14 protein-coding genes are annotated in these 20,530 nt (G+C 58.7%); 8 read left to right on the top strand and 6 right to left on the bottom strand.

Annotated features, from left to right (window positions below; translation table 11 throughout):
- Positions 1 to 77: 77 nt before the first annotated feature.
- Together Mal65_RS13255 and Mal65_RS13250 are read right to left on the bottom strand one after the other, a co-directional pair.
- Positions 78 to 1,988 (bottom strand): DnaA/Hda family protein, encoded by a 1,911-nt coding sequence (locus Mal65_RS13255; RefSeq protein WP_165701249.1) that lies wholly within the window; start codon positions 1,986 to 1,988, stop codon positions 78 to 80.
- 552 nt (positions 1,989 to 2,540) lie between these two features.
- The gene (locus Mal65_RS13250; protein WP_146438563.1) at positions 2,541 to 3,569 is read right to left on the bottom strand and encodes a GNAT family N-acetyltransferase; all 1,029 of its coding nucleotides are present in this window, start codon (positions 3,567 to 3,569) and stop codon (positions 2,541 to 2,543) included.
- Between the two features lie 233 nt (positions 3,570 to 3,802).
- On the opposite strand from Mal65_RS13250, the gene Mal65_RS13245 reads away from it, so the two are divergent.
- Positions 3,803 to 5,167 (top strand): PDZ domain-containing protein, encoded by a 1,365-nt coding sequence (locus Mal65_RS13245; RefSeq protein WP_165701248.1) that lies wholly within the window; start codon positions 3,803 to 3,805, stop codon positions 5,165 to 5,167.
- Between the two features lie 381 nt (positions 5,168 to 5,548).
- Positions 5,549 to 7,669, top strand: coding sequence for a carboxy terminal-processing peptidase (locus Mal65_RS13240; protein WP_196784818.1), 2,121 nt, complete (start codon positions 5,549 to 5,551; stop codon positions 7,667 to 7,669).
- Between the two features lie 463 nt (positions 7,670 to 8,132).
- On the opposite strand, the gene Mal65_RS13235 is transcribed toward Mal65_RS13240, so the two are convergent.
- Entirely contained in the window at positions 8,133 to 8,624 is a 492-nt protein-coding gene (locus Mal65_RS13235; RefSeq protein WP_145298321.1) for a thioredoxin family protein, read from the bottom strand.
- Between the two features lie 337 nt (positions 8,625 to 8,961).
- On the opposite strand from Mal65_RS13235, the gene Mal65_RS13230 reads away from it, so the two are divergent.
- Both Mal65_RS13230 and Mal65_RS13225 read left to right on the top strand, forming a co-directional pair.
- Entirely contained in the window at positions 8,962 to 9,363 is a 402-nt protein-coding gene (locus Mal65_RS13230) for a carboxy terminal-processing peptidase (protein ID WP_145298318.1), read from the top strand.
- A gap of 514 nt (positions 9,364 to 9,877) precedes the next feature.
- The gene (locus Mal65_RS13225) at positions 9,878 to 12,562 is read left to right on the top strand and encodes a peroxiredoxin family protein (protein WP_145298315.1); all 2,685 of its coding nucleotides are present in this window, start codon (positions 9,878 to 9,880) and stop codon (positions 12,560 to 12,562) included.
- Between the two features lie 493 nt (positions 12,563 to 13,055).
- Here the strand turns inward: Mal65_RS13225 and Mal65_RS13220 are convergent, their stop codons facing one another.
- The 3 genes from Mal65_RS13220 to Mal65_RS13210 all read right to left on the bottom strand — a co-directional run bounded on the left by Mal65_RS13220 (position 13,056) and on the right by Mal65_RS13210 (position 16,774).
- The gene (locus Mal65_RS13220; protein WP_196784817.1) at positions 13,056 to 14,111 is read right to left on the bottom strand and encodes a hypothetical protein; all 1,056 of its coding nucleotides are present in this window, start codon (positions 14,109 to 14,111) and stop codon (positions 13,056 to 13,058) included.
- Positions 14,112 to 14,366: 255 nt separating this feature from the next.
- Positions 14,367 to 15,689, bottom strand: coding sequence for a DUF58 domain-containing protein (locus tag Mal65_RS13215; RefSeq protein ID WP_145298312.1), 1,323 nt, complete (start codon positions 15,687 to 15,689; stop codon positions 14,367 to 14,369).
- A gap of 8 nt (positions 15,690 to 15,697) precedes the next feature.
- The gene (locus Mal65_RS13210) at positions 15,698 to 16,774 is read right to left on the bottom strand and encodes an AAA family ATPase (RefSeq protein WP_145298310.1); all 1,077 of its coding nucleotides are present in this window, start codon (positions 16,772 to 16,774) and stop codon (positions 15,698 to 15,700) included.
- 116 nt (positions 16,775 to 16,890) lie between these two features.
- Between Mal65_RS13210 and Mal65_RS13205 the strand changes: the two genes are divergently transcribed.
- The 4 genes from Mal65_RS13205 to Mal65_RS13190 all read left to right on the top strand — a co-directional run bounded on the left by Mal65_RS13205 (position 16,891) and on the right by Mal65_RS13190 (position 20,391).
- Positions 16,891 to 17,274: a response regulator gene (locus Mal65_RS13205; RefSeq protein WP_145298306.1), complete on the top strand. Its 384-nt coding sequence runs from the start codon at positions 16,891 to 16,893 to the stop codon at positions 17,272 to 17,274.
- Between the two features lie 312 nt (positions 17,275 to 17,586).
- Positions 17,587 to 18,519: a polysaccharide deacetylase family protein gene (locus tag Mal65_RS13200; RefSeq protein WP_196784816.1), complete on the top strand. Its 933-nt coding sequence runs from the start codon at positions 17,587 to 17,589 to the stop codon at positions 18,517 to 18,519.
- Positions 18,520 to 18,614: 95 nt separating this feature from the next.
- Complete coding sequence (locus Mal65_RS13195; protein WP_145304890.1) at positions 18,615 to 19,775, top strand: glycosyltransferase; 1,161 nt, start codon at positions 18,615 to 18,617, stop codon at positions 19,773 to 19,775.
- A gap of 10 nt (positions 19,776 to 19,785) precedes the next feature.
- Positions 19,786 to 20,391 carry a lysophospholipid acyltransferase family protein gene (locus Mal65_RS13190; protein ID WP_145298303.1) on the top strand — a complete coding sequence of 202 codons (606 nt, stop codon included), beginning with the start codon at positions 19,786 to 19,788 and terminating at the stop codon, positions 20,389 to 20,391.
- The last annotated feature ends 139 nt before the right edge of the window (positions 20,392 to 20,530 follow it).

The following is a 20,530-nucleotide window of genomic DNA, read 5'->3' as shown; positions in this document are numbered from 1 at the left end:
CGGCTGCGTCCGATCTTGCCGTGATCGTCACGGCGCTGACCGGCGGGGCCGCAACCGAAAAACCCGTCCGTGGTGAATCAGCCGGTTCGCAGCACTTGTTCGATCCGCTGGACCGCTTGTTCGGCCGACAAAGCTTTGGGACCGCGACCGATCAGTTTGCCTGATTCGATCCAAGCGGTCACCTTTTTCGATGCCGCGATCGCCGTGCTGTGGCTGCGGCCGCCGTAGTGCTTGGCGATTTCGGAAAAGGCCGACGATGTTTTCTGGCGGGCCAAGTACATCGCCAACATTCGTGGTTCGCTGACCGTCCGTGTTTGCGCGTTGCTGCGTAAGATCGCGTCGTCCAAATCGAAGACTTGGCAAACGGCGCGTTCGATCGTCGACAGTGTGACCGGCGGTGCCTGGCTGCGAAGGATGTCGCCACCGAACTGGCGAATTTCATCCATCGTCGGCATCCGTCCGTACATCCGTTGCAGCGTGTCGACCAAGTTGACCACGCCGCGGACCAGACGTCCGTCACCGTCAATCATGCCGGCGATTTCGTCGACCACTTCGGAGGGCCACTGGATGTTGCATCGTTGGGTGATCAATCGCTGCATCAACGGCACGCGGATCGCGTTGTCCAGCGGCAACAGCGGGCAAACCAACCCCGACGCCATGCGTCCGACCAATTCACCGGTCAGCCCGTTGATTTCGCTGGGGGCACGGTTGGCGGTGAAGATGACCGGGCGTCCCTGTTCCATCAACGCTTCGGTTGTGTACAGCAATTCGCGAAGCGTGGCCTTTTTACCACCCACAAATTGGATGTCGTCGATGATCAACGCGTCGACTTCGCGATAACGACGGCGGAACGCCGACAATCCGCTGGTCCCAACGAACTGGATGAAGTCGTTGGTGAAACGCTCGGCCGACAAAAACGAAACACGTCGCATGCGGTGACGCTGACGCATGTGGGCGGCGATCGCTTGGGCCAAGTGAGTCTTGCCGACACCGCTGGGGCCGTGGAAATACAACGGCGTAGCCGATCCGGGCGACTGGCAGGCCATTCGTGCGGCGGTCAAAGCCAGTTGGTTCGACGGGCCGCCCAAGAAGTTGGCCATCGTGAACTCCGCTCCGGTGCAACCGCCTGTAGCGGGCGTGGGAGCCGATGCCGAGCTTGCCGCTGCGGCATGGTTCTTCGCCGAACGGTTCTTGGCGGGCGGAGTGTTCGCCGAGGGGTGATTACCCGACGGATCCGCCACCGAGGCGGCTTCGTCGATCGACGTCGTCGTCGCGACGTCGGTCGATGCAGCCGCAGCGGCAGGGATTTTGTCGGTGTTTCGCGACGATTGCGGCTGGGAATTCAGCGGCCGCGGGGCGTCGTGTGCTTGGACGGCACTGGGTTGCGCGGCGTTCTGTTGCCCGGCGTCTCGCTGCGGGGGGGCGTTGCGATCGTTGTCTTTCTGGTCGCGTTGTTGTTGGCTGTGATCCCACAGCGTGGCGATCGATTCGGACGAACGTCCGCCGCGACGATGCCGTCGGCCGGCCGGGCGACGATCCGTGTGGGATGCGGAACCGGCCGGTCGTGCCGCACGTTTGGCGACTGCGGGCGGCGCGGGATCGACGATATCATCGGCCAGGGTTTGTTGAACCGCGGGCGGACGGACTTCGATCCGATAGCCCCACATAGGCGGTGGTGAACCGTCGGTCGGCTGGGGCGCGGCTGCCATGGCGGCGGCACGCAGTTCACGCTGCAACTTGGACTGCATGCGGTCGGCGGCGAATTGTCCGCGGACGTTCAAGACGATCGCGGCATCGAACCGTGAATCCAGCTCGGCGGGCTGGTCGACTTCGGACGCGCTACTTTGGTCATCGCCGTGCTGCACTGTGATGTCGACCCCTTGGCCGAACCACAGACGAAATCGGTCTTCGCCGATACGTCGCATCAACGCTTCCTTGAATCGGTCGACGACTTCCTTATCGTCGGTGCTGCCATGCGATGAAGACATACCGGTAGCGCAATCCTCCTTCAATGCTTTGTCGCCGAAGAGAAACATCCGTTGGAAACCACGCGCCAGCCCTCGTTGCTGTTGCGTGATTTCGAAATCCAGTGGTGACCGGTTGGGGTCCGGCCGGAATCTTTCGACGACACACCAAAGCGTTGGCAGAATGACCTGACCAACCTAGCTCCGCCGGGCGGCTGACCCGCCGTCGCAGACTCCTTCACGTGGTGCTCCGGCGACTGCCTGAGTGCCACGTGGAGGCAGATTCTAGGATTGCTAGCATTCAAGTCAAACTCGCTTACTTGCGGCTCGAAAACGTGTCTTCGGCGGACCCAGTCGGCGCGTCGTGCGGCCCCTGAAATTACGTCGGTCCGGTGTGTTGTGGCGTGGCGGATTCGCGACCACCACAGGCACGGCTTTCAGTTTATCGACCCGTGGATAATCTGTCGCCGGTTGAAATGGGCTGAAATATTCACGCAATGTTTACTTTTGCAAACCGCTTGGCGACAAGGACTTACGACGACCGCGTGGAAGCGGAGCCAGAACGAACGGCCGACTTCATCGTTTTTCAATTTTTCTGCCCCAGATGGACTCAAGCAAAATCGGTCGGAAACCGCGTTGCCGATAGATCCGGCCGGCGGGCTGGTTCTCCGTGTCCACGGCCAGCAGCAGCCGGTCACACTGGTGGTCAAGCGCCCAGGTGACCGCCTGTTCCAAGATCTGGGCCCCCAAACCGCCCCCCCGAAATTCCGGCAGCACCCCCATGTAGGTGACCTCGGCGGCCGGCGGCTTGTCGTCCTTCGAAGCGTGCAGGGACATCAGCAGGACGCCGACCACGGCATCGCTTTTGGTGATCAGGTGCCAGCCGGAATCGCAGAACGAATCCGACCGCCGATAGCTTTCCAGCAACTGGGCGGCCGAGCGAAAGTGAGAAAAGCCGGGACAGTCCAGGCTGTCCGTATAGGTCGCTTCGACGACACGCCGAAAGTCATCGTCCACGGGTTGGCCGATGGGGGCGGGGACGACCCGCCGGCCGATCCGCCGCGTGATTTCGGGGTCATCCGGGATCGTGATCCGCAGCGGTTGCAGCGCCATGTACTGCAGCGTGCCCAGCGGCGTGAAGCCCATCTGGACCGGACGACAGCGTTGCCGGGATTCCGGATCAACCGCGTCGGTGGCCCACTGGGCAAAGACGATGTTGCGTCGTCGCAGCAGCCGGTCCAGCTGAGTGACCAAGTGTCGACGCAGACGGTGGACCCTTTGGGTGGGAATTTCGGGGTCCCCAGAATCCACGATCTGTTCGGCGGCGAACAACACGTTGGCGACGTCGGAATCGTCGGCTGCGATGGCAACCGCGGTCGCCCAGCTGGCTTGATCGGTGGATTCGGATTCTTTCACTGCCGCGGCCACGATCTGATCGCTGCGTCCGCTGCGCAAGGTGGTCATCCACTGATCCGCGATGATGTGCGAACGTTGGATCGACACGTCCTGTAATAGACGTGGCAAATCCGTTGCGATCCGTTGCATCGCGGCGGCCGGCGGCATCGGCCGGGGCGCCGCTGCGTCCTGCGGTTGGGCACCGTTCATGGTTGGTTCGACATCGCTGGGGTGAAGAATCGAAAGACAAGTGGGGCAGCGAAAAATCGTGCCACCGATTGGGGCAAAGTTCACCCAATGGGGGCGGTCATTCGTTTCCCGAAACGCCATTAGACTTTATTATGTGCTGCGGCGGCGACACGTTCGGCGACACGGGCGAACCTACCAGACAAGTTTGAACGACTCGATTAGCGAATGGATGGATGCGAGTTCAACGGAAACCAATGGGCTCCCCGATCAACCGGCTGGCCGCGGTCCTGCTTGCCGGCGTGATCGGCAGTCTTCTGACCCCCGCCCCGGCCGACGCACAGGGGCTGTTTCGGCGCCTGGGCAACCGCATCCGCGGTATCGCCCCCCCCACCGTGCCGCCGCCCCCGGTCCCCGGCTATGACGCATCACGTCGGGACCGCGGTAATCTGATTCGCCCAAACACGACATCCGGCAACGGCCCGGTCGTTCGTAACCGTGTTCCGGTCAGCCCGACGCCGGACACCGACAGGGGACTTCAGCGGATTTCGCCGCGAAATGATGGCGGTGGAAACCCGGCAGACTCAAACGTCTTTGAGGCTCCGATTTCGGAAACGGATTCCGCCGACAATCGCGGGAATGCGTCCGGCAAAAGCCCTGGGCGTTTGGGTGTGGAAGCTTTGGCGGTCACCCGACCGGTGCGTGGTGTTCGGATTCATCGGATTTTGCCCGGATCGAATCTGCGGCAAAGCGGGCTGGCCGAAGGCGACATCTTGGTCCAGTTCAACAATCGTTCGGTCACCGATGTTGACGAATTGGCGGTGGCTTTGCGGTCCACATCGCCCGGCGAAGACGCTCGGGTGCGAATCGTGCGTGGCTACACCGCCTATGACGCCACGATTCGTCTGGTGGGACAACGTTCGCCTTCGCCCGAAGCCGTCGCGGCAACCGGCAATGCTGGCGACGAAGACGCGACGACCCCGCCGCCACGATTGCCGCAACGCATCGACGAATCGGCTTGGAAATCAGCGGTCGGATTGACCGGCACTTCGTCCGTCGACGCGGTGGGTTTTGAAATCGAATCGGTCACCCCCGGCGGCGTCGCGGCGGGTTCCGGTTTGCGTGCCGGCGACCGAATCGTCTCGGTCGATGGCATGGCGTGGCGTGACCAAGCCGTGGCGGCGACGCTGGCATCGGTCGACCGTTCCAACCCGGTCGTGGTCCAAGTCATCCGCGACAACCGGCTGATCGAACGCCGGCTGGCTGCGGCTGGCAACCCCGATGGCAATGGAAACTCTCGCGGCTCCGATGTGAAAGACAAAGTCGCGGCGGCACAGCGGGTCGAATCCGAAGCGGCCAAGGCATCGGATTCGGCTTCGACGATGATCAGCGGGCTCGGGTCCGTCTTGGGCGGCATGTTCGGCGGTTCGTCCCAGTCGTCGGAATCGAAAACGACGCCGAAGCCACCACCGTCGGCCTCCACGGAGTCCCCCGTGCCGGTCGCCGGCGACGCGGTGGAGGAATTACCGGCCCCGGCGGGCCAGTCCGACACGATGGATTTTGGTGACGACGAGCCGATCGATTCTGACACTTTTGATTTTCCGCCCGAACGGGAACTGTGATCAACGGATAGCACCTGCCGTAAACCTGCGGCGATGACGGTGGCGTTGCGCCCCGGCTGGTGGCGGTTGCCGCCGCGAATCGCCCATGGATGACGGGGACCTTGGATTTCCCGGCCCCCAAAGAGCACCGTTTCGCTTGATGCGACGCACGACTGTGCCGGGCGATACACTGAACCTCCCAGGCGTTGGTCACGAATAACCTTGATCGAATGCTGCGCTAAAACGACGTTGCGACGGGCTGCCGCGGGTCCTACGATCGCGGTGTACCCCATCCGCGGCGCCGCGGATGCGGCAACGAATCCGCCTGCCGGTCGGAATCCGCTGACGCGACTCGCGTCGTTCCGGCAACTTTTACTTGTTTGATCCGTCTAGGAAAACGCCATGGATTGCTGCGACTCCGCAACCCAAAACCTGACACATCGCCCATCGTCGATCGTCGCTCGATGTCGAACGGGCATGGCGATCGTGATGCTGTTGGTTTCGTCATCGGTCACCAATCCGATCGCGGCTCAGGAAGCCGCCCCGGCGAATCCGCCTGCCCGCGGCCCGTCCATGCAAGACCGCCAGCTGGCACAGATCATTTCCCAGCTGATGCCTCGCCAGCACGTGTCATCACGCGAACTGGACGATCAAATCAGCCAGCGTGCGTTGGATCTTTACCTGAACATGCTGGACCCGCTGAAGATTTACTTCCTGCAGGGCGACGTCGACCAGTTTCGACAGTACGAAGCGTCGATCGACGACCTGGTCAAACGTGGCGATATCAATCCCGCATATGTGATCTTCAACCGCTTTACCAAGCGTGTCGATGAACGCGTCGCGATGGCGATGCAGTTGCTGGATCAAGATTTCGATTTCACCAAAGAGGAATCGATCGTCGTCGACCCGGACCAAGCCCAATATGCACGAAACGACGCCGAGGCTCGCGACCGCTGGCGCAAGCAGATCAAGTACGCGATGTTGTTGTTGATGGACGACGACAAGACCGCTGAAGAAGCCAAGGATCAACTGCGTCGCCGTTACCAACGTTACGCACGACGCTGGAAAGACACCGATTCGGACGACTTGCTGGAAATGTACCTGACCAGCGTCACCAGCGGCTTCGATCCGCACAGCACCTACATGTCGCCCGGAACACTGGAAGATTTCCGCATCCAAATGCGACTGAACCTGGAGGGTATCGGTGCGGCTTTGCGTGAAAAAGACGGGAACACCGTCGTCAGCAGCGTGATCCCCGGTGGTGCCGCCGACAAAGATGGCCGCTTGAAGCCCGATGACGTGATCGTGTCGGTCGGCCAAGGCGACAACGGCGAATCGGTCGACATCGTCGAAATGCCGCTGAAAGACGTGGTCGACTTGATCCGCGGCAAAGCGGGCACCACGGTCCGCCTTGGCGTCAAACCTGGCGGCGTCAGCGCGGTGGAAGAATACAAAATCATTCGCGCCCAAGTCGAATTAGAAGAATCGGCGGCCCGTGGCGAAGTCCTCGAACACCAAGTCCCCGGCGTCAATCAACCGCTGAAGATCGGCTACATCAATCTGCCCAGCTTCTACCTGGACATGGAAAAGGCTCGTGACGGCGGCGACGCGGATTACCGCAGCAGCACGCGGGACGTCCGCAAAATCTTGGATGATTTCCGAGCCAAGGGCGTTGCCGGTGTGGTCTTGGATCTCAGCAAGAACGGCGGCGGCAGCTTGACCGAAGCGATCACCCTGACGGGTCTGTTCATCGATCATGGCCCGGTCGTTCAGGTGAAGGATTCACGTGGAAACGTCACCAAGTATGACGACGATGAACACGGCGTCGCTTGGGACGGTCCCTTGGTCGTCCTGACCAGTAAGCTCAGTGCAAGTGCCAGCGAAATTCTGGCCGGTGCGATCCGTGATTACCGCCGTGGCATCGTGATCGGTGACCCGAACACCCACGGCAAAGGAACGGTGCAGACCCTGGTGGACATCGGCGAAGCCTTGTTCAGCAACCAGCGAGCAAACTTGGGTGCCTTGAAAGTGACGTTGCAGAAGTTCTATCTGCCCGACGGTGAAAGCACACAGCTGAAGGGTGTGCCGGCCGACATCGTTTTGCCCAGCATCATCGCCAAGATGGACGTCGGCGAAAGCGATTTGGATTATGCGATCGAATTCGACCGTGTCCCGGCAAAGCGTCACGACCTGTACAGCCTTGTGCCTCGCAGCATGGTCGACCAACTGCGTCGCAACTCACAAATGCGTGTTCAGCAGAACGACGAATTCACCGACCTGCTGCGTCGCATCGAACTGTACGTCCGCCAAAAGGAACGTGACACGTTGTCGATCAACGAAGAAGAATTCAAAGCACGCCGCAAGGAACTCGAAGCCGCCGAGGAAGACGACAAACTGGCCGAAGAGATGAGCGAACCGAGTGATAAGATTTATCCCGATTCGTTCTACTATGACGAAGTGATGAATATCACTTACGAGTACATCCAGGCCTTGCGTGCCCAGAACTTGGCTCGGCTGAATTAGGCCCGCCGCCGGGGCTCACGACAATCACTCAACGCGACCTCCCAATCCGGCAGGTCGCGTTTTTTTTGCGCCACACGAATCGCCACCTTTCGCATCGCGAAGAAAACGTCCGCCCCGCCCTCGCTCACCGACTGCTGAATTTACCCCCGTCCCCCTTATTAGCGCGTCCCCCTTATTAGCGACCGGCGTACCCAAAGTCGCCTTTCGCTCCGCGAAAGTCTTTCGATCCAGCGGCGAAGCGAAATAGAGATCACCGGACTGGCGTGCGACGATCAGCCGCCGACGGAACGAACTGAGTTCGGATTGAAACACGGGGGCTTCCTTGCTGCGTGTGTTTAGGTCGTTCGATAACCAAACTCATCGCAAGTGAAGCCCCCTGCTGTCAGTCGGCGCTAAGTGCCGACATTACAAGACCTTGCCGTGGATTAGGTGCCATTCCGCCCTGACGCTTTTCATCTCCCAGCTAATGCGACGAATCAAGTAATTCGAGGAAGACCGTTTTGCTGATTCGTCCTGCTCGCCAATCCAAAGCGTGCCCTTGTGAGTCGCAAACGATGGTGACCGGCGGACCTTGAATGGCGTAAGCCGCCATAACCTCAGCGTTTTCCGGATCGCCCACGTCGATTGCTACCGGAACGAACTCTGCATTCACCAATTCCTTTACCTGGAAATCGGCCCAAACTTGCCGCTTCATGACGCGGCACGGAACACACCAGTTGGCAGTAAAGTAGAGAAGAATCGGTTTGTCAGTTTTGGCTGCTTGCTGCTTCGCCGAGTCGTAGTCAGTTGCCCAAGCGATCTCGTTCGCGGGAACGTAGAAGCAATGCCAGGCATAGGCCAGCGACACCACAAGAAAAGTCAGCCAGAAGCAACGCCAAAAATGAAACAGCGGCTTTTGCTGCGGGCGTGGATCCATCGTCTCAACGGTTGGGTGGTCCGATTTGGTGTCGTTCATGATTGTTCTCGATTGACGGTCGGGTAAGTCCTCTACCTGACACCCGTCATTTCTCTCCGCGGCCCGGCACCGATTTTCAGAAAAAACTCTTTCGTCCTCTGCGAAGCTAGATCCGCCCGCCGTTCAGCGACTAAGACTTCGCCGCTCTCCGACCGTTTCTGATGCAGAATGGCGGGCGAAACGGAAACAGGCAACGAGACTTGGAGCGTCGTTCCGCCGTGGCTGTCAAAACTTCGTACCCTGGTGTCGGCCGCCGGTGCGCGGACTGCCTATTCACTAGAACAGGAAAGAATGAGTCCGCGTACCTTTTTCCCTCCTGCCCAGCATCATCGCCAAGATGGACGTCGGCGAAAGCGATTTGGATTACGCGATTGAATTCGACCGCGTTCCCGCGAAACGGCACGACTTGTACAGCTTGGTGCCTCGCAGCATGGTCGATCAACTGCGTCGCAACTCACAGATGCGTGTTCAGCAGATCGACGAATTCACCGACCTGCTGCGTCGTATCGAACTGTACGTCCGACAGAAGGAACGTGACACGTTGTCTATCAACGAAAAAGAATTCAAAGCACGCCGCAAGGAACTCGAAGCCGCCGAGGAAGACGACAAGCTGGCCGAAGAGATGAGCGAACCGAGTGATAAGATCTACCCCGATTCGTTCTACTATGACGAAGTGATGAACATCACTTACGAGTACATCCAGGCCTTGCGTGCCCAGAACTTGGCTCGGCTGAATTAGGCCCGCCGCCTGGGCTCACGACAATCACTCAACACGACCTCCCGATACGGCAGGTCGCGTTTTTTTTTGCGGTACACGAATCGCCACCTTTCGTATCGCGAAGACAACGTCCGCCCCCTCGCTCACCGACCGCCGAATCTCCCCCCCGTCCCCTTATTTGCGACGAAATTTTCGTTTGCTTTGACGGAGCCGTTTGCGTAACTTGGCGTACACTCGAAGCCGTCCTTTTCGTGAGTGGGTTGAAGTTGTGATAACCTCCAATTCACCGCGGAAACGCCGAGGGTTTTCGAGTTTTTCAGATCATTTTCGACTTAGGCCTTGCTTGATTGAGGACTAGGCACTGTTTATCAATTGGTAACCCGAAGCGTCAGCGAGGGGCCGAAGTTATTCATTCATCAAGAATCCCTCGCTGACGCGTCGGGTTACCGTTTTCATTGGCCTTCGTGTTGAATTGATAAACAGTGCCTAGCCTCGCAGATGCTAGCGTTAAATAGTTCGGGATTGTGGTAAATCGATGTTGCTTCCAGTCTTGCCGCGTGTGGCTCCAGCTATCGCGTTTGCTGCCTGTTGTGTGCTCACGCCGGGAGTGTCAAATGCCCAGATACATCTCTGGTCGCATCCGCTTTTGGGAATCAAGCCGCCGCCTTGCCAAATTGAATTGAGCGACGGAAGTCAAATCACGCTTCCACAGTTTCGATCAGATAATGCTGTATTGCTCTACTTCTGGAACACGAGTTCGGAACTGGGGCTAATGGGCCTGCCGAAAATCGACGCGATTGCCCAGCGGTTTTCCGATCGAAGAATTCGATTTCTTGCGGTCAATACGGGGGACGATCTCGATGAAGCGAACCGAAGCTATGAAGAGTTCCGACTGTCGATACCGACCGCGGTTGATCCGAGCGGAGATTTAAGACGCCTGTTGTCGGTTCCCTTTTTGCCGTCGATACTAATGATCGACAAAAGCGGCATCGTTCAAGTGGCTGACTACGGATTGCATCGAGACCTGAATTCAACTTTGGGTGGCAAGATTGAGGCAGTTTTGGCCGGACAGTCCCTGGCCGCTGAGTCTTTGCGACGAATCAGAGATGAATCGACCAAGGTCTATGTCTTACCGCCTGGCGACGACGCTTACACGGTCCGGCAACTTTCCGAGGACAAGTACCAGTACCATCACCGCACGTTAGTAGATTCATACAAGAAACTGGGCAAAAGAAACGCCAGGTGGGACACGGACGCGATCGCATTTTTGGACGAAACCGCAAAAAGTTTCGCGTCAAAGGTGGATCGAAAAACAGACGAAGCTTTGGAATCCATCGGGAAAACCCTGATGGATCGAGATTGTGATGATCCGGTCGTCCGCTACGCCTATGCGGTCATGCTGTACCGCAATAATCGAGACAAGCATGCGCGTCCCAAGGCGATCACTATTATTGAACAGAGTCACGGCGATTTCTCGGTACTGGGGTATCCGACGCATCTGAAACTCGCCGCAGCACGAATGCTGTGGAACTTCTATCGCGATCAAGACAACAAAAAGCAATATAACGTCAAGAAGGCAAAACGTTATCTTGATCGATGTTGGCATCAATCGCTCGAAGCGATTCCGATTGACGACCCGGAGAGTCAACAATCACGAGTCGTTGGCGAAAACGTGCTCGGATTCTTCAGTGAGTTGCCACCTGGTTTGCGCGGAAACTACTTCTTTACTGCGAACAAGATGAAAGATCTGTCGCCGTGGCTAGTCAACCTGATCGGAGGTCAAATGCACCTGGACAAGGCATGGCAGGCTCGAGGTAATGGGTGGGCATCGGAGGTCACACCGGAAGGATGGAAAGGATTCGAGGACCATCTTCAACGAGCAGAAAACTGTTTAAGAAGGGCTTGGAAAGCCTGCCCTGAGCGGCCTCACGCTGCGACTGAGATGATCACGGTTGCAATGGCTGGTGGGACCGATGCCGATGAGGGAGTGGATTTTTGGTTTCGACAGGCCACCGAGGCACAGTTTGACTACTGGCCAGCGTATGCAAAATGGTTGCATGCAATGCGTCCTCGCTGGGGTGGTTCACATAATGAAATGTTGGAGTTTGGCCAGCAGTGCGCCGCGACCGGTCGTTGTGACGGTGATGTTCCGTACGCGCTGTGCGACGCCGTTATCCGGATCATGCGAGATCGCCATAACCCCGTTGGCGAACGTTACATTCAAAAGCCGGGCGTCTATCAAGCCGTGCGGAATGTTTGCAATCAATACCTGGACGAAGCCCAGAACAATGAAACACTTCAAGACTGGCAACGTTCCAATATGAAACACTGGTGGCGATCCATGTGGTTGGCGTTTGCCTATCATGCTGGCCAGTATCAGGAAGCCCGGAGACTCCTGGAGTTGATCGAGTTCAAGCCCCATGATGATCCGTTCGGCAAGTTTCCACTCGATGCAGACCAAGTGATCTTTGCCGTGATGAGCCGCACCGGACCACGGAAGAATCAGATCGCTGAAGCAGTCGCGGCGATTCAGTCGAAGCAATATTCGGCAGCGGTCGAAAAGCTCGAGGCCGTCTTGCAGAATGATGACCTTTATCCACTAGTGGCCGATCGATTGGAATCACTGCAAGTCGCGTTGACATGGCGGGTGGCTTTGGATCAGTCAGACCACGGGACGGAAATTAGCCTGCTGCCAAGCGACGATCGCGTGTTGGGATGGGAAAAAGTTTCCGGCGAGTGGATTCGTCGGCCCAGCGGAGCAATTCGTGGGATCTCACAAACAACCGGCATGATCGCTCGCTGCCAGGTGGACTTCGGGCCTCGATGGGAACTCAGTGGCGAAATCGTTCATGGTTCCAGTCCGTACGCTGCGTGGGACGCAGGAATCTTTCTTTACGATTCCAACGAGGTGACTCATGCGGTGTTGTTCAATCCAACAGAACGTTGGGTGGCCGTTGGTCCGATGGATGATTTGGATGACCACCAAAAGCCTTTCAAACCCAAAAACAACGAAGTCCCCTTCGTGATTCGCATGAATGATGGCGTCGTCAATGTTTGGTTGGACTATCGCCGTGTGGTGAAGGACAAACAGCTTGAGGAGTGGAACCCGGCTGAATCTCACTTCATCGCGATTGGTGCAAAATATCACTACGCGGATGCCGTGCTAAATTTTCGTGATCTCCGCATTCGCTCTTGGAAGCCTTTTGATGCCCAGGAATAGTTATCACGAGCAGAGTTAGAGTATTTTTAGGGGACGGAGGTCCTTTTCGGCTTGTTGATCGGACGGAGAATGATCGCGATGCTCGTGCATCTGGGCCATGGTTGCCTTCCTGAGTAAGTGCATTCCTTCAGTCCAGTAGGTCATGCTCCGCATGATGGGGACACCCCGATCGCGGCCGGCGATGATAGCGTCCGCATTGAAGTTCGGCCTTTCGCCGACGCGATTGAGCTTCACCGGTGCAATGCAAGCACTGAAAGAGATCGCCGGGTCGCCAAGGTTCGGTGGCGGAGGTTCCCGACAGCAATGGGAGAACCTACTCGAACCCATTGCCGAACTTCGTTTGGGAAACCGACCGGGGCGTCAGCACCCCAGGGAATTGAAACGTCGCGCCAAAAAATACAAGCTCATGCGAGATCCCCGTGATCCGGACCGAAACCGTTACGCCACGGGAGCTTAGGACCTAAGTCCGTGCCATTCGCCCCCGTCCCCCCTATTAGCGGCGGGACTTGGATGACGGTGTGCGGGCGACGCGTTGGCCGCCGCGAGGTCGCAGGACGAACACCTTGGGATCGTCCACGATGAACGCCGTGCTCCAGTTGCGGCCGTTGTCCGCACTGCAAACATTGTAGAAGAACGTACGGAAACGCTCGGCCCGATAGTCGTAGGGGAACTGGCTGGTGATGTAATCATCTTCGGTCAAATCATCCACGCCGGGCGACGCATAGTAATGCACCATTCCGTCGGGCGTAACACTCATCCCAAGCGTCCACCATCCGGTCGTCGTGACTTGAGGGCCACGGAAATCGGCGCCACGTCGGTTGCTGCGGATTCGCCAGTACGCATAGTCGTGCGGCTTGCCGGTTTGGCTCTTGTTTTCGAATTCCAAGAACATTCCGGGCCAGTAAATCTCGTTGCCCATTTCTTCGCGTTTCATGCCGAAGAAACCAGTTTCCTTTTCCACCATGGCCGTGGTTTCCAATGCCAAGCGGAAACCAAAGTGTGGGCCACTGCGGTCTTCCCACTGGTCGACCGGCGGCAGAAAGACGCGTGTCGTCACGCTGGGAACTTCCGATACCGACAAGCGTCGTTTCAGACGATACTGGACGTTGCAGATGAAATCGTCCTGGTGCATCTTTCCTTCCGGACGACCGGGGATGCCTGTCATCTTGGACTGCAGCAACAACGATCCCTTGCTGCCCGGCAAACCACCTTTGGGCGTGTCGACACGTTTGACGACATCGGGATGGCCTCGCTTGATGCCTTCGTACCACCGGCCATTGGTGCTTTTGCCCAACGGCTGGCGTTGATTTTCATCGATATCTTCGGTGCTTTTCGGATTGTTCGGAACGTAGCCCCAGTTGGGGTCTTCGAAGTCATCCGCGACGCCAACGATTTCCGATCCCGTGCCCGGCAGAACCGGACGCTGAGCATCGGCTGGATTGCCGACCACGGTCATCCCCAGACCGATCGCAGCGACGATGGCGGCACGTCGGGCCGACCACTTGGCGGCGCGACAGAAACTGTATTGGACGCATAAAGTCAACGACATGGCGTTTGATCCGTAGGCTCGCGGGAATCTTCGGACGAATGATTCAGCGAAGAAGGCCTAGGAATCTGACCGGATCGTTCCGGCGTTTGCGTCGCGTCCGCTGTTGCCGGCGAAGCGTTCGCAACCGGCGCACGGGCATCATTGCGTGAAACCCACACGGCGTCGGCAGTTTTGATTGTTCGAGGCCCCCCTCGGTTGAACAGGATCGGCAAACCAGGGCGTCAAAATCAAAACAATCGATCGAATCGTCAAAGATTACCGAATCGCGACATTACGACACACATCCGCCACCGAATCGAAATCGGCCAAGTGGAACGTGGCGATCCGTGCCGCGATCATTGGACCGGCGATGGCGGAGTAGTCGTTGATGTCGTGCGTGTTGACGATAACCGCGACTTCCCATCCGCGGCGAGATAGCCCAATCAACGCCGACGCGGTGGCTTCGTCACACTGTTGCAGAATCACCAACACGGTCGTCTCGTTGGACAAACGTCCTTCGCATTCGGCCAATAATTCCGGCAGTGTCAGGCCGTCGGTGGGTTCCAAACGCGCCAGGCGACGCATCACGTCTTTGAACTGAATCACACCTCGGTCCGGCTTCATGATCACCGGACGCATCCGGTCGCTCTCGGCCAACATCTGTCCCGCCCGCGTCGCCGAGTCGCGGACACGATGATCCCCGCGCCATCCGTCGTGGCGGATCCGGTCGGCCGCATCACGTCCGTTGCTGATCAGTCCGAACGGTTCGTTTTGGTCGTGCAGCATGGCGGAAATCGATGCCGCCGCGGTGACCGCCAAATCACCGCGAACCGGTTCGTGTTTGACCGGGTTGGTTCGGCGGTGAAAGTCCAGCACCAAGGTCGCACCGGCGATCGATGACGGTTCATAGATTTTGCTGTGCAGCGTTCCCGTCCGCGCGGTCGCGGCCCAATGGACACTGCGCATCGGATCGCCCGGTTGCCATTGCCGGATGCCTCGCAGACGTGTCGGGTCGTCCATCACGTTGTCACGCATGCGGATTTCACCGATCGGTCGACGTGACGCGATGTCGTATCCTGACAGCGGAACCACGCGTGGCAGCACGGTGATGTATTGCGGTTGGGTGCCGACGCGATAACGACGAAACAATCCCAGAAAGTCCCCCGTTTCCAGCACCGTCGGACCGACTTGAAAATACCCGCGGCGTTTGACACGAATCGTGTAGTGCATCGATGTCGTCTTGCCGGGCGGCAACATCATCACGGCAATGCGGTCGCCATCGACATCCAAACCAAGCTCCGAACCTCGCATCGCCCAGCGTGGCAACAAGTCTTCGACCAACACCCAGCCGACCGGGACCTTTGATCGATTGGTCACGGCCAACTCGATCGGCACATCGGACCCCACGGCGACTTCCAAATCACCGCCGTGCCGAACCGCCGTCGTCGCGTGCGACCACAGACGTGCCAGGTATTGGTTGATCGCCAACAACAGCCCGACAACCACGGCGGCCAACAACCACAGCGAAGCGCCGAACAGCCACCCCAGCAAGACCAGTGCTGCGATGCCCGCCAACCAATCGATCCAGTGACCACGCATCACAGTTCCTAAGGACTTTCGATGGTGGGCACGGCGATCTGACCCAAGATGGATTCCAAGATTCCTTCGGCCGTTTGTTTACGCAACCGGCTTTCTGGGCGAACGATCAAGCGGTGGCTGATCACCGGCGCGGTGATGCGTTTGACATCATCGGGCATGACGAAAGCGCGACCGCGGATCGCGGCCATCGCTTGGCTGCAACGAAACAGAGCGATGGTCGCACGGGGGCTGGCGCCCAGGGCCAAGTCGTCGTGGGAACGCGTTTGCGAAATGATCTGCATCATGTATTCCCGCAGCCGATCGTCGACGTAGACCTTGCTGACTTCCGCCTGGGCTTCGACCAGTTCTTCCGCCTTGGCGACCGGCTTCAGCTTGTCGACCGGATGACCGTGCTGTAACAACGTCAGCATCCGCAGTTCTTCCTCCGCCGACGGATACCCCAAACTGAACTTCATCAGAAAGCGGTCCAGCTGGGCTTCGGGCAACGGGAACGTCCCTTCGTGATCCACCGGGTTTTGTGTGGCGACGACCAAGAATGGTGGCTTCAACGCGTGCGTCGTCCCGTCGACGGTCACGGCCGATTCGGCCATCGCTTCCAACAACGAGGCCTGGGTTCGCGGCGTGGCGCGGTTGATCTCATCGGCCAGCAAGATCTGGGTGAACACGGGGCCGGGCCGAAATTCGAACTCGGCCGTTTTCTGGTTGAAGATCGATGTACCCGTCACGTCGGTGGGCAACAAATCGGGCGTGCACTGAACGCGTTTGAAACGACAGCCCACACTTCGCGCCAGCGCACGCGCCAGCATCGTCTTGGCCACCCCAGGAACGTCTTCCAACAAAATGTGTCCGCCGCTTAGCCAAGCTACCAACGACAGAACCAATTGTTTTCGTTTGCCGACGATCGCTTGTTCGACGTTGGCGATCACGCGTTTGGACAATTCGCTGACCGCCGCCGTGCCGGGGGTCGATGCGGCGGGCGGATGCCCCGAAGCGGCGGACTTTTCGCGACGGCCGGTCTTCGCCGCGTCAGTGACCGGTCCGGGGGACTGGGGCGGTTGGGGGGCGGACCCGGCGGGTGAATTCATGCGTGGGATTGCCTAAGGTGGTTCTGGCACTGAAATTGCGGCTATTATGGTACAGTCACCGAGCCTGCCAGGGTGGCAGAGACTCGAGTGCTGGTTTGTTTGCGGTGTGATTCAAAGTGGTCCCCAACCTTTTGATCACCGACGACGACGCTGCGTTGCGCGGCGTCCTGTCGGATGCTCTGACACGCAGCGGTTTCTGCGTTCACCAAGCGGCCGATGGCCAACAGGCGCTACACGTCCTGGGCGACACGGAAATCCATTTCGCTCTGGTCGATGTGCACATGCCTCGCGTCACCGGATTGGAATTGTTGCGCCGTCTGGGTGACGTTCCGAAACGTCCGCCCTGCGCCTTGATGAGTGCCGATTGGAACGACGAAATCGAAGCCGAAGCCAGGCGTTTTGCCGCCTACAAAGTCGTTCACAAACCCGTGCGTCTGGGCCAAATTCGTGGGATCGTCGCCGACGCACTGTTGGACGTTTACGGCTGGAAACCCGCCTAAACGTTCGGGCTCGGTCGCATCCGACAATCCGAAATCATCTTCTTCGCTGACTGCGTTTGCCCTTTCGCAGCGACGCTTTCGCCCAGCAAAAGGCGACGACTGAGCCCATTCAATCGACACAGACCGCAAATTCTGTTTGTGCGGTCAGGGACCCCTAGCATCCCGCCGACCAAGAACGGCTTTGTCCCCCGCCAACGTGCAGTGGCAAGGTAGGAACCGGTACGGAGTTGACATTCTGTTCCCACCCGACGGCATCATGCGTCGAAGCCTCCCGCCCCGAATTCTGAACCCGAATTCCCAGCCGCTGATCCTTTGAGCCTTTTTAGACAAATCGCGATCGATGCCCGCGCCCATCTCATGGGCCCGCTGCGACGACGACGCTTGAAGCGGTTGGCCCGCGACGGGGCGGCACCGCTGAACGTCCCCTTTTATCATCGCGTTGCAACCAGCCACCCGAACCCGTGGACGATCCACCCGGATCAATTCCGGCGGCACATCGACTATTTGATGGATCACTTGCAACCGGTCGACCTTGCCACCGTCCAGCATCGTGTCGAAGCGGGCGTCAATCACCACCCGACATTCACGGTCACCTTTGACGACGGCTATGCCGACAACATGGACGACGCGTTGCCCATGCTGGCCGAACGCCAAATCCCGACGACCTATTTCGTCACGTCCGACCACATTTCAACCGGCCGTCCGTTCGCGCACGACGTCAAAGCCGGCCAGCCGTTGCCGGTGAACACGGTCGGTCATGTCCGTGAAATCTGCGATGCCGGCATCGAAATCGGACTGCACACCAAGCGTCACGTCGACTTTGCCAAGATCAACACGACGGCTCAGGTCGATGACGAGATCATCGGCGGCAAAAAAGATTTGGAAGACATGATCGGGCGTCCGGTCCGCTACTTTGCCGTGCCATTCGGCATGCCACCACAGATCACCAGCGCCGTGGTCGACGCCGCGCATCGCGCCGGGCTGAAAGGCTTGTGCAGCGCGTTTGGTGCCTACAACTTGGTCGGTCGTGACAGCTATCACATCCGACGCTTCCATGGCGATCCCCAGTTCGGACGCTTCGTCAATTGGCTCAGCTTTGACCCGCGCAAAGCTGCCGCCGAACCGGTCGTCGACGTCACGCCGTCAGTTGCAGATGAACAGCAATCCAACGCCGAATCCAACTTCACACTTCCATTGTCCACGGCCATCCCGGCGGCTTCGCTGCCGCCGACCGCATTGCCCTAGTAAGCCATCGTCATATGTTTCTTCGTCGACTGCTCACCCCATCGTCGCGATACCGCCCGCGGTGCAGCGGCAACCGCCATCGTCCGCTGCGGTGTCTGTTCGTCATCACCAGTATGCCCGTGGGTGGTGCCGAAACACTGTTGGTCAACCTGATGCGGCGGATGAATCCGGACGTCGTTTGTCCCGAAGTCGCATGTTTGAAAGACCCTGGGCCGCTGGGACAACAGATTGCATCGGAGTTCCCCGTCCACAGCAACTTGATTGGTGGCAAGTATGACATCGGCGTCATCCGTCGGCTGCGGCGTTTGATCATCGATCGAAACATTGATGCCGTGATCACGGTCGGTGCGGGCGACAAGATGTTTTGGGGCCGTTTGGCGGCCGCGGTCGCCGGCGTTCCTGTGATTGCATCGGCTTTGCATTCGACCGGTTGGCCCGACGGCGTCGGACGCGCCAATCGATGGCTGACGGGCATCACCGATGCCTTCATCGCGGTGGCGGATTCGCACGGAAAGTTTTTGCGTCAGTTCGAACGGTTCCCCGATGAAAAGGTCCACGTGATCCGAAACGGTGTGGATTGTGAAAAGTTCCGGCACGATGAATCGGCCGGTGTTTGGCTGCGGTCCGAGATTGGTCTGGACGAAACGAGTCGCTTGGTGGGGATCGTCGCGGCGCTGCGTGAGGAAAAGAATCACTTCATGTTGGTCCACGCCGCGGCACAGCTGCGCGAAAGCCACTGCGATCTGCACTGGGTCATCGTCGGTGACGGTCCCCAGCGTCCAGAGATCGAAAGCTTGGCGGATCAGTTGGGCGTTGCCGATCGCATTCACCTACTGGGCACCCGCCATGACACGCAACGAATCGTCGCAGGGCTGGATCTATTCACCCTATGTTCGCTGAACGAAGCGTCACCGGTTTCGATCCTTGAAGCGCTGGCTTGCCAAGTCGCGGTGGTGTCCACCGACGTGGGTTCGATCGGCGAAACGGTGATCGAAGGCGAAACCGGAATGCTGGTCCCCAGCGAAGACGTGGACGCTTATGCCGCCGCGATCGGTCGCTTGATCGACGACCCGTCGATGCGGGAATCGATGGGCACCGCGGGACGTGAACGAGTCCTTGCGACGGGATCGGTCGATTCGATGGTGACCGGCTATCAAACGCTGATCACCGATGGCTATGACGCGGTGATTCGTCCGCGGAAAGCAACGGCCCGAAAACCGCGTGGGCTGGTTCGCGAGGTCGCGGCGTCTCGCTAGACTGCCGTTTATGACACTGACCAGCCAAGCCATTGTCATTCTGGCCAAACTGTTCAGCGGATTCACCGTCCGCTGGGTGGATTGCCAGCCTGACACTTGCCAACGCATCTACTTTGCCAACCACACCAGCCACCTGGACGCGGTCGTGTTGTGGTCGGCGCTGCCACGCAACATCCGCGCGGTCACACGACCGGTCGCGGCCAAGGACTATTGGTCCAAAGGCTGGCTGAAGCCCCACATGGCACGCAGCTTCAACGCGTTGTTGATCGACCGCAAGAAGATCAAGGTCCACCACAGCCCGATCGACATCATGATCAAAGAGATCGGCGACATTTATTCGCTGATCGTGTTCCCCGAAGGCGGCCGATCGTCGGGCGAAGAGGTCGGTGAATTCAAAAGCGGGCTGTATTACCTGGGCAAGAAGCGACCGGATCTGGAATTGATGCCGGTGTACATCGACAACGTGAACCGCATTTTGCCACGTGGGGAATTCTTGCCCGTACCGCTGCTGAGCTGCATCACCGTGGGACCACCGATCTTCTTGGAAGCGGGGGAACCGAAAGCGGATTTCTTGGACCGGGCACGCAAAGCCGTGCTGAGTCTGAAGGAAGACTAGTGTCTGAGAAGAAGACTAGTGCGGCGATCGCGAGGGACTGTACGCCACATTCGCCGGGCGAAATGCGATGCTGTGTATGAGCCGCACAGCGCTAGCCGCGGGTCCGGCCGTTTGACCAGTACCACCCGACGCTAGCGAG

Source organism: Crateriforma conspicua (assembly GCF_007752935.1).
Lineage (GTDB): Bacteria > Planctomycetota > Planctomycetia > Pirellulales > Pirellulaceae > Crateriforma > Crateriforma conspicua.
Note: the sequence above shows the minus strand (reverse complement) of the source record. Positions and strands in the feature narration are given on the sequence as shown.

Coding starts and splice junctions, on each gene's coding strand:
- Mal65_RS13255 (WP_165701249.1), bottom strand. CDS start 1,988: ATGTCTTCATCGCATGGCAGCACCGACGATAAGGAAGTCGTCGACCGA.
- Mal65_RS13250 (WP_146438563.1), bottom strand. CDS start 3,569: ATGAACGGTGCCCAACCGCAGGACGCAGCGGCGCCCCGGCCGATGCCG.
- Mal65_RS13245 (WP_165701248.1), top strand. CDS start 3,803: ATGGGCTCCCCGATCAACCGGCTGGCCGCGGTCCTGCTTGCCGGCGTG.
- Mal65_RS13240 (WP_196784818.1), top strand. CDS start 5,549: ATGGATTGCTGCGACTCCGCAACCCAAAACCTGACACATCGCCCATCG.
- Mal65_RS13235 (WP_145298321.1), bottom strand. CDS start 8,624: ATGAACGACACCAAATCGGACCACCCAACCGTTGAGACGATGGATCCA.
- Mal65_RS13230 (WP_145298318.1), top strand. CDS start 8,962: ATGGACGTCGGCGAAAGCGATTTGGATTACGCGATTGAATTCGACCGC.
- Mal65_RS13225 (WP_145298315.1), top strand. CDS start 9,878: ATGTTGCTTCCAGTCTTGCCGCGTGTGGCTCCAGCTATCGCGTTTGCT.
- Mal65_RS13220 (WP_196784817.1), bottom strand. CDS start 14,111: ATGTCGTTGACTTTATGCGTCCAATACAGTTTCTGTCGCGCCGCCAAG.
- Mal65_RS13215 (WP_145298312.1), bottom strand. CDS start 15,689: ATGCGTGGTCACTGGATCGATTGGTTGGCGGGCATCGCAGCACTGGTC.
- Mal65_RS13210 (WP_145298310.1), bottom strand. CDS start 16,774: ATGAATTCACCCGCCGGGTCCGCCCCCCAACCGCCCCAGTCCCCCGGA.
- Mal65_RS13190 (WP_145298303.1), top strand. CDS start 19,786: ATGACACTGACCAGCCAAGCCATTGTCATTCTGGCCAAACTGTTCAGC.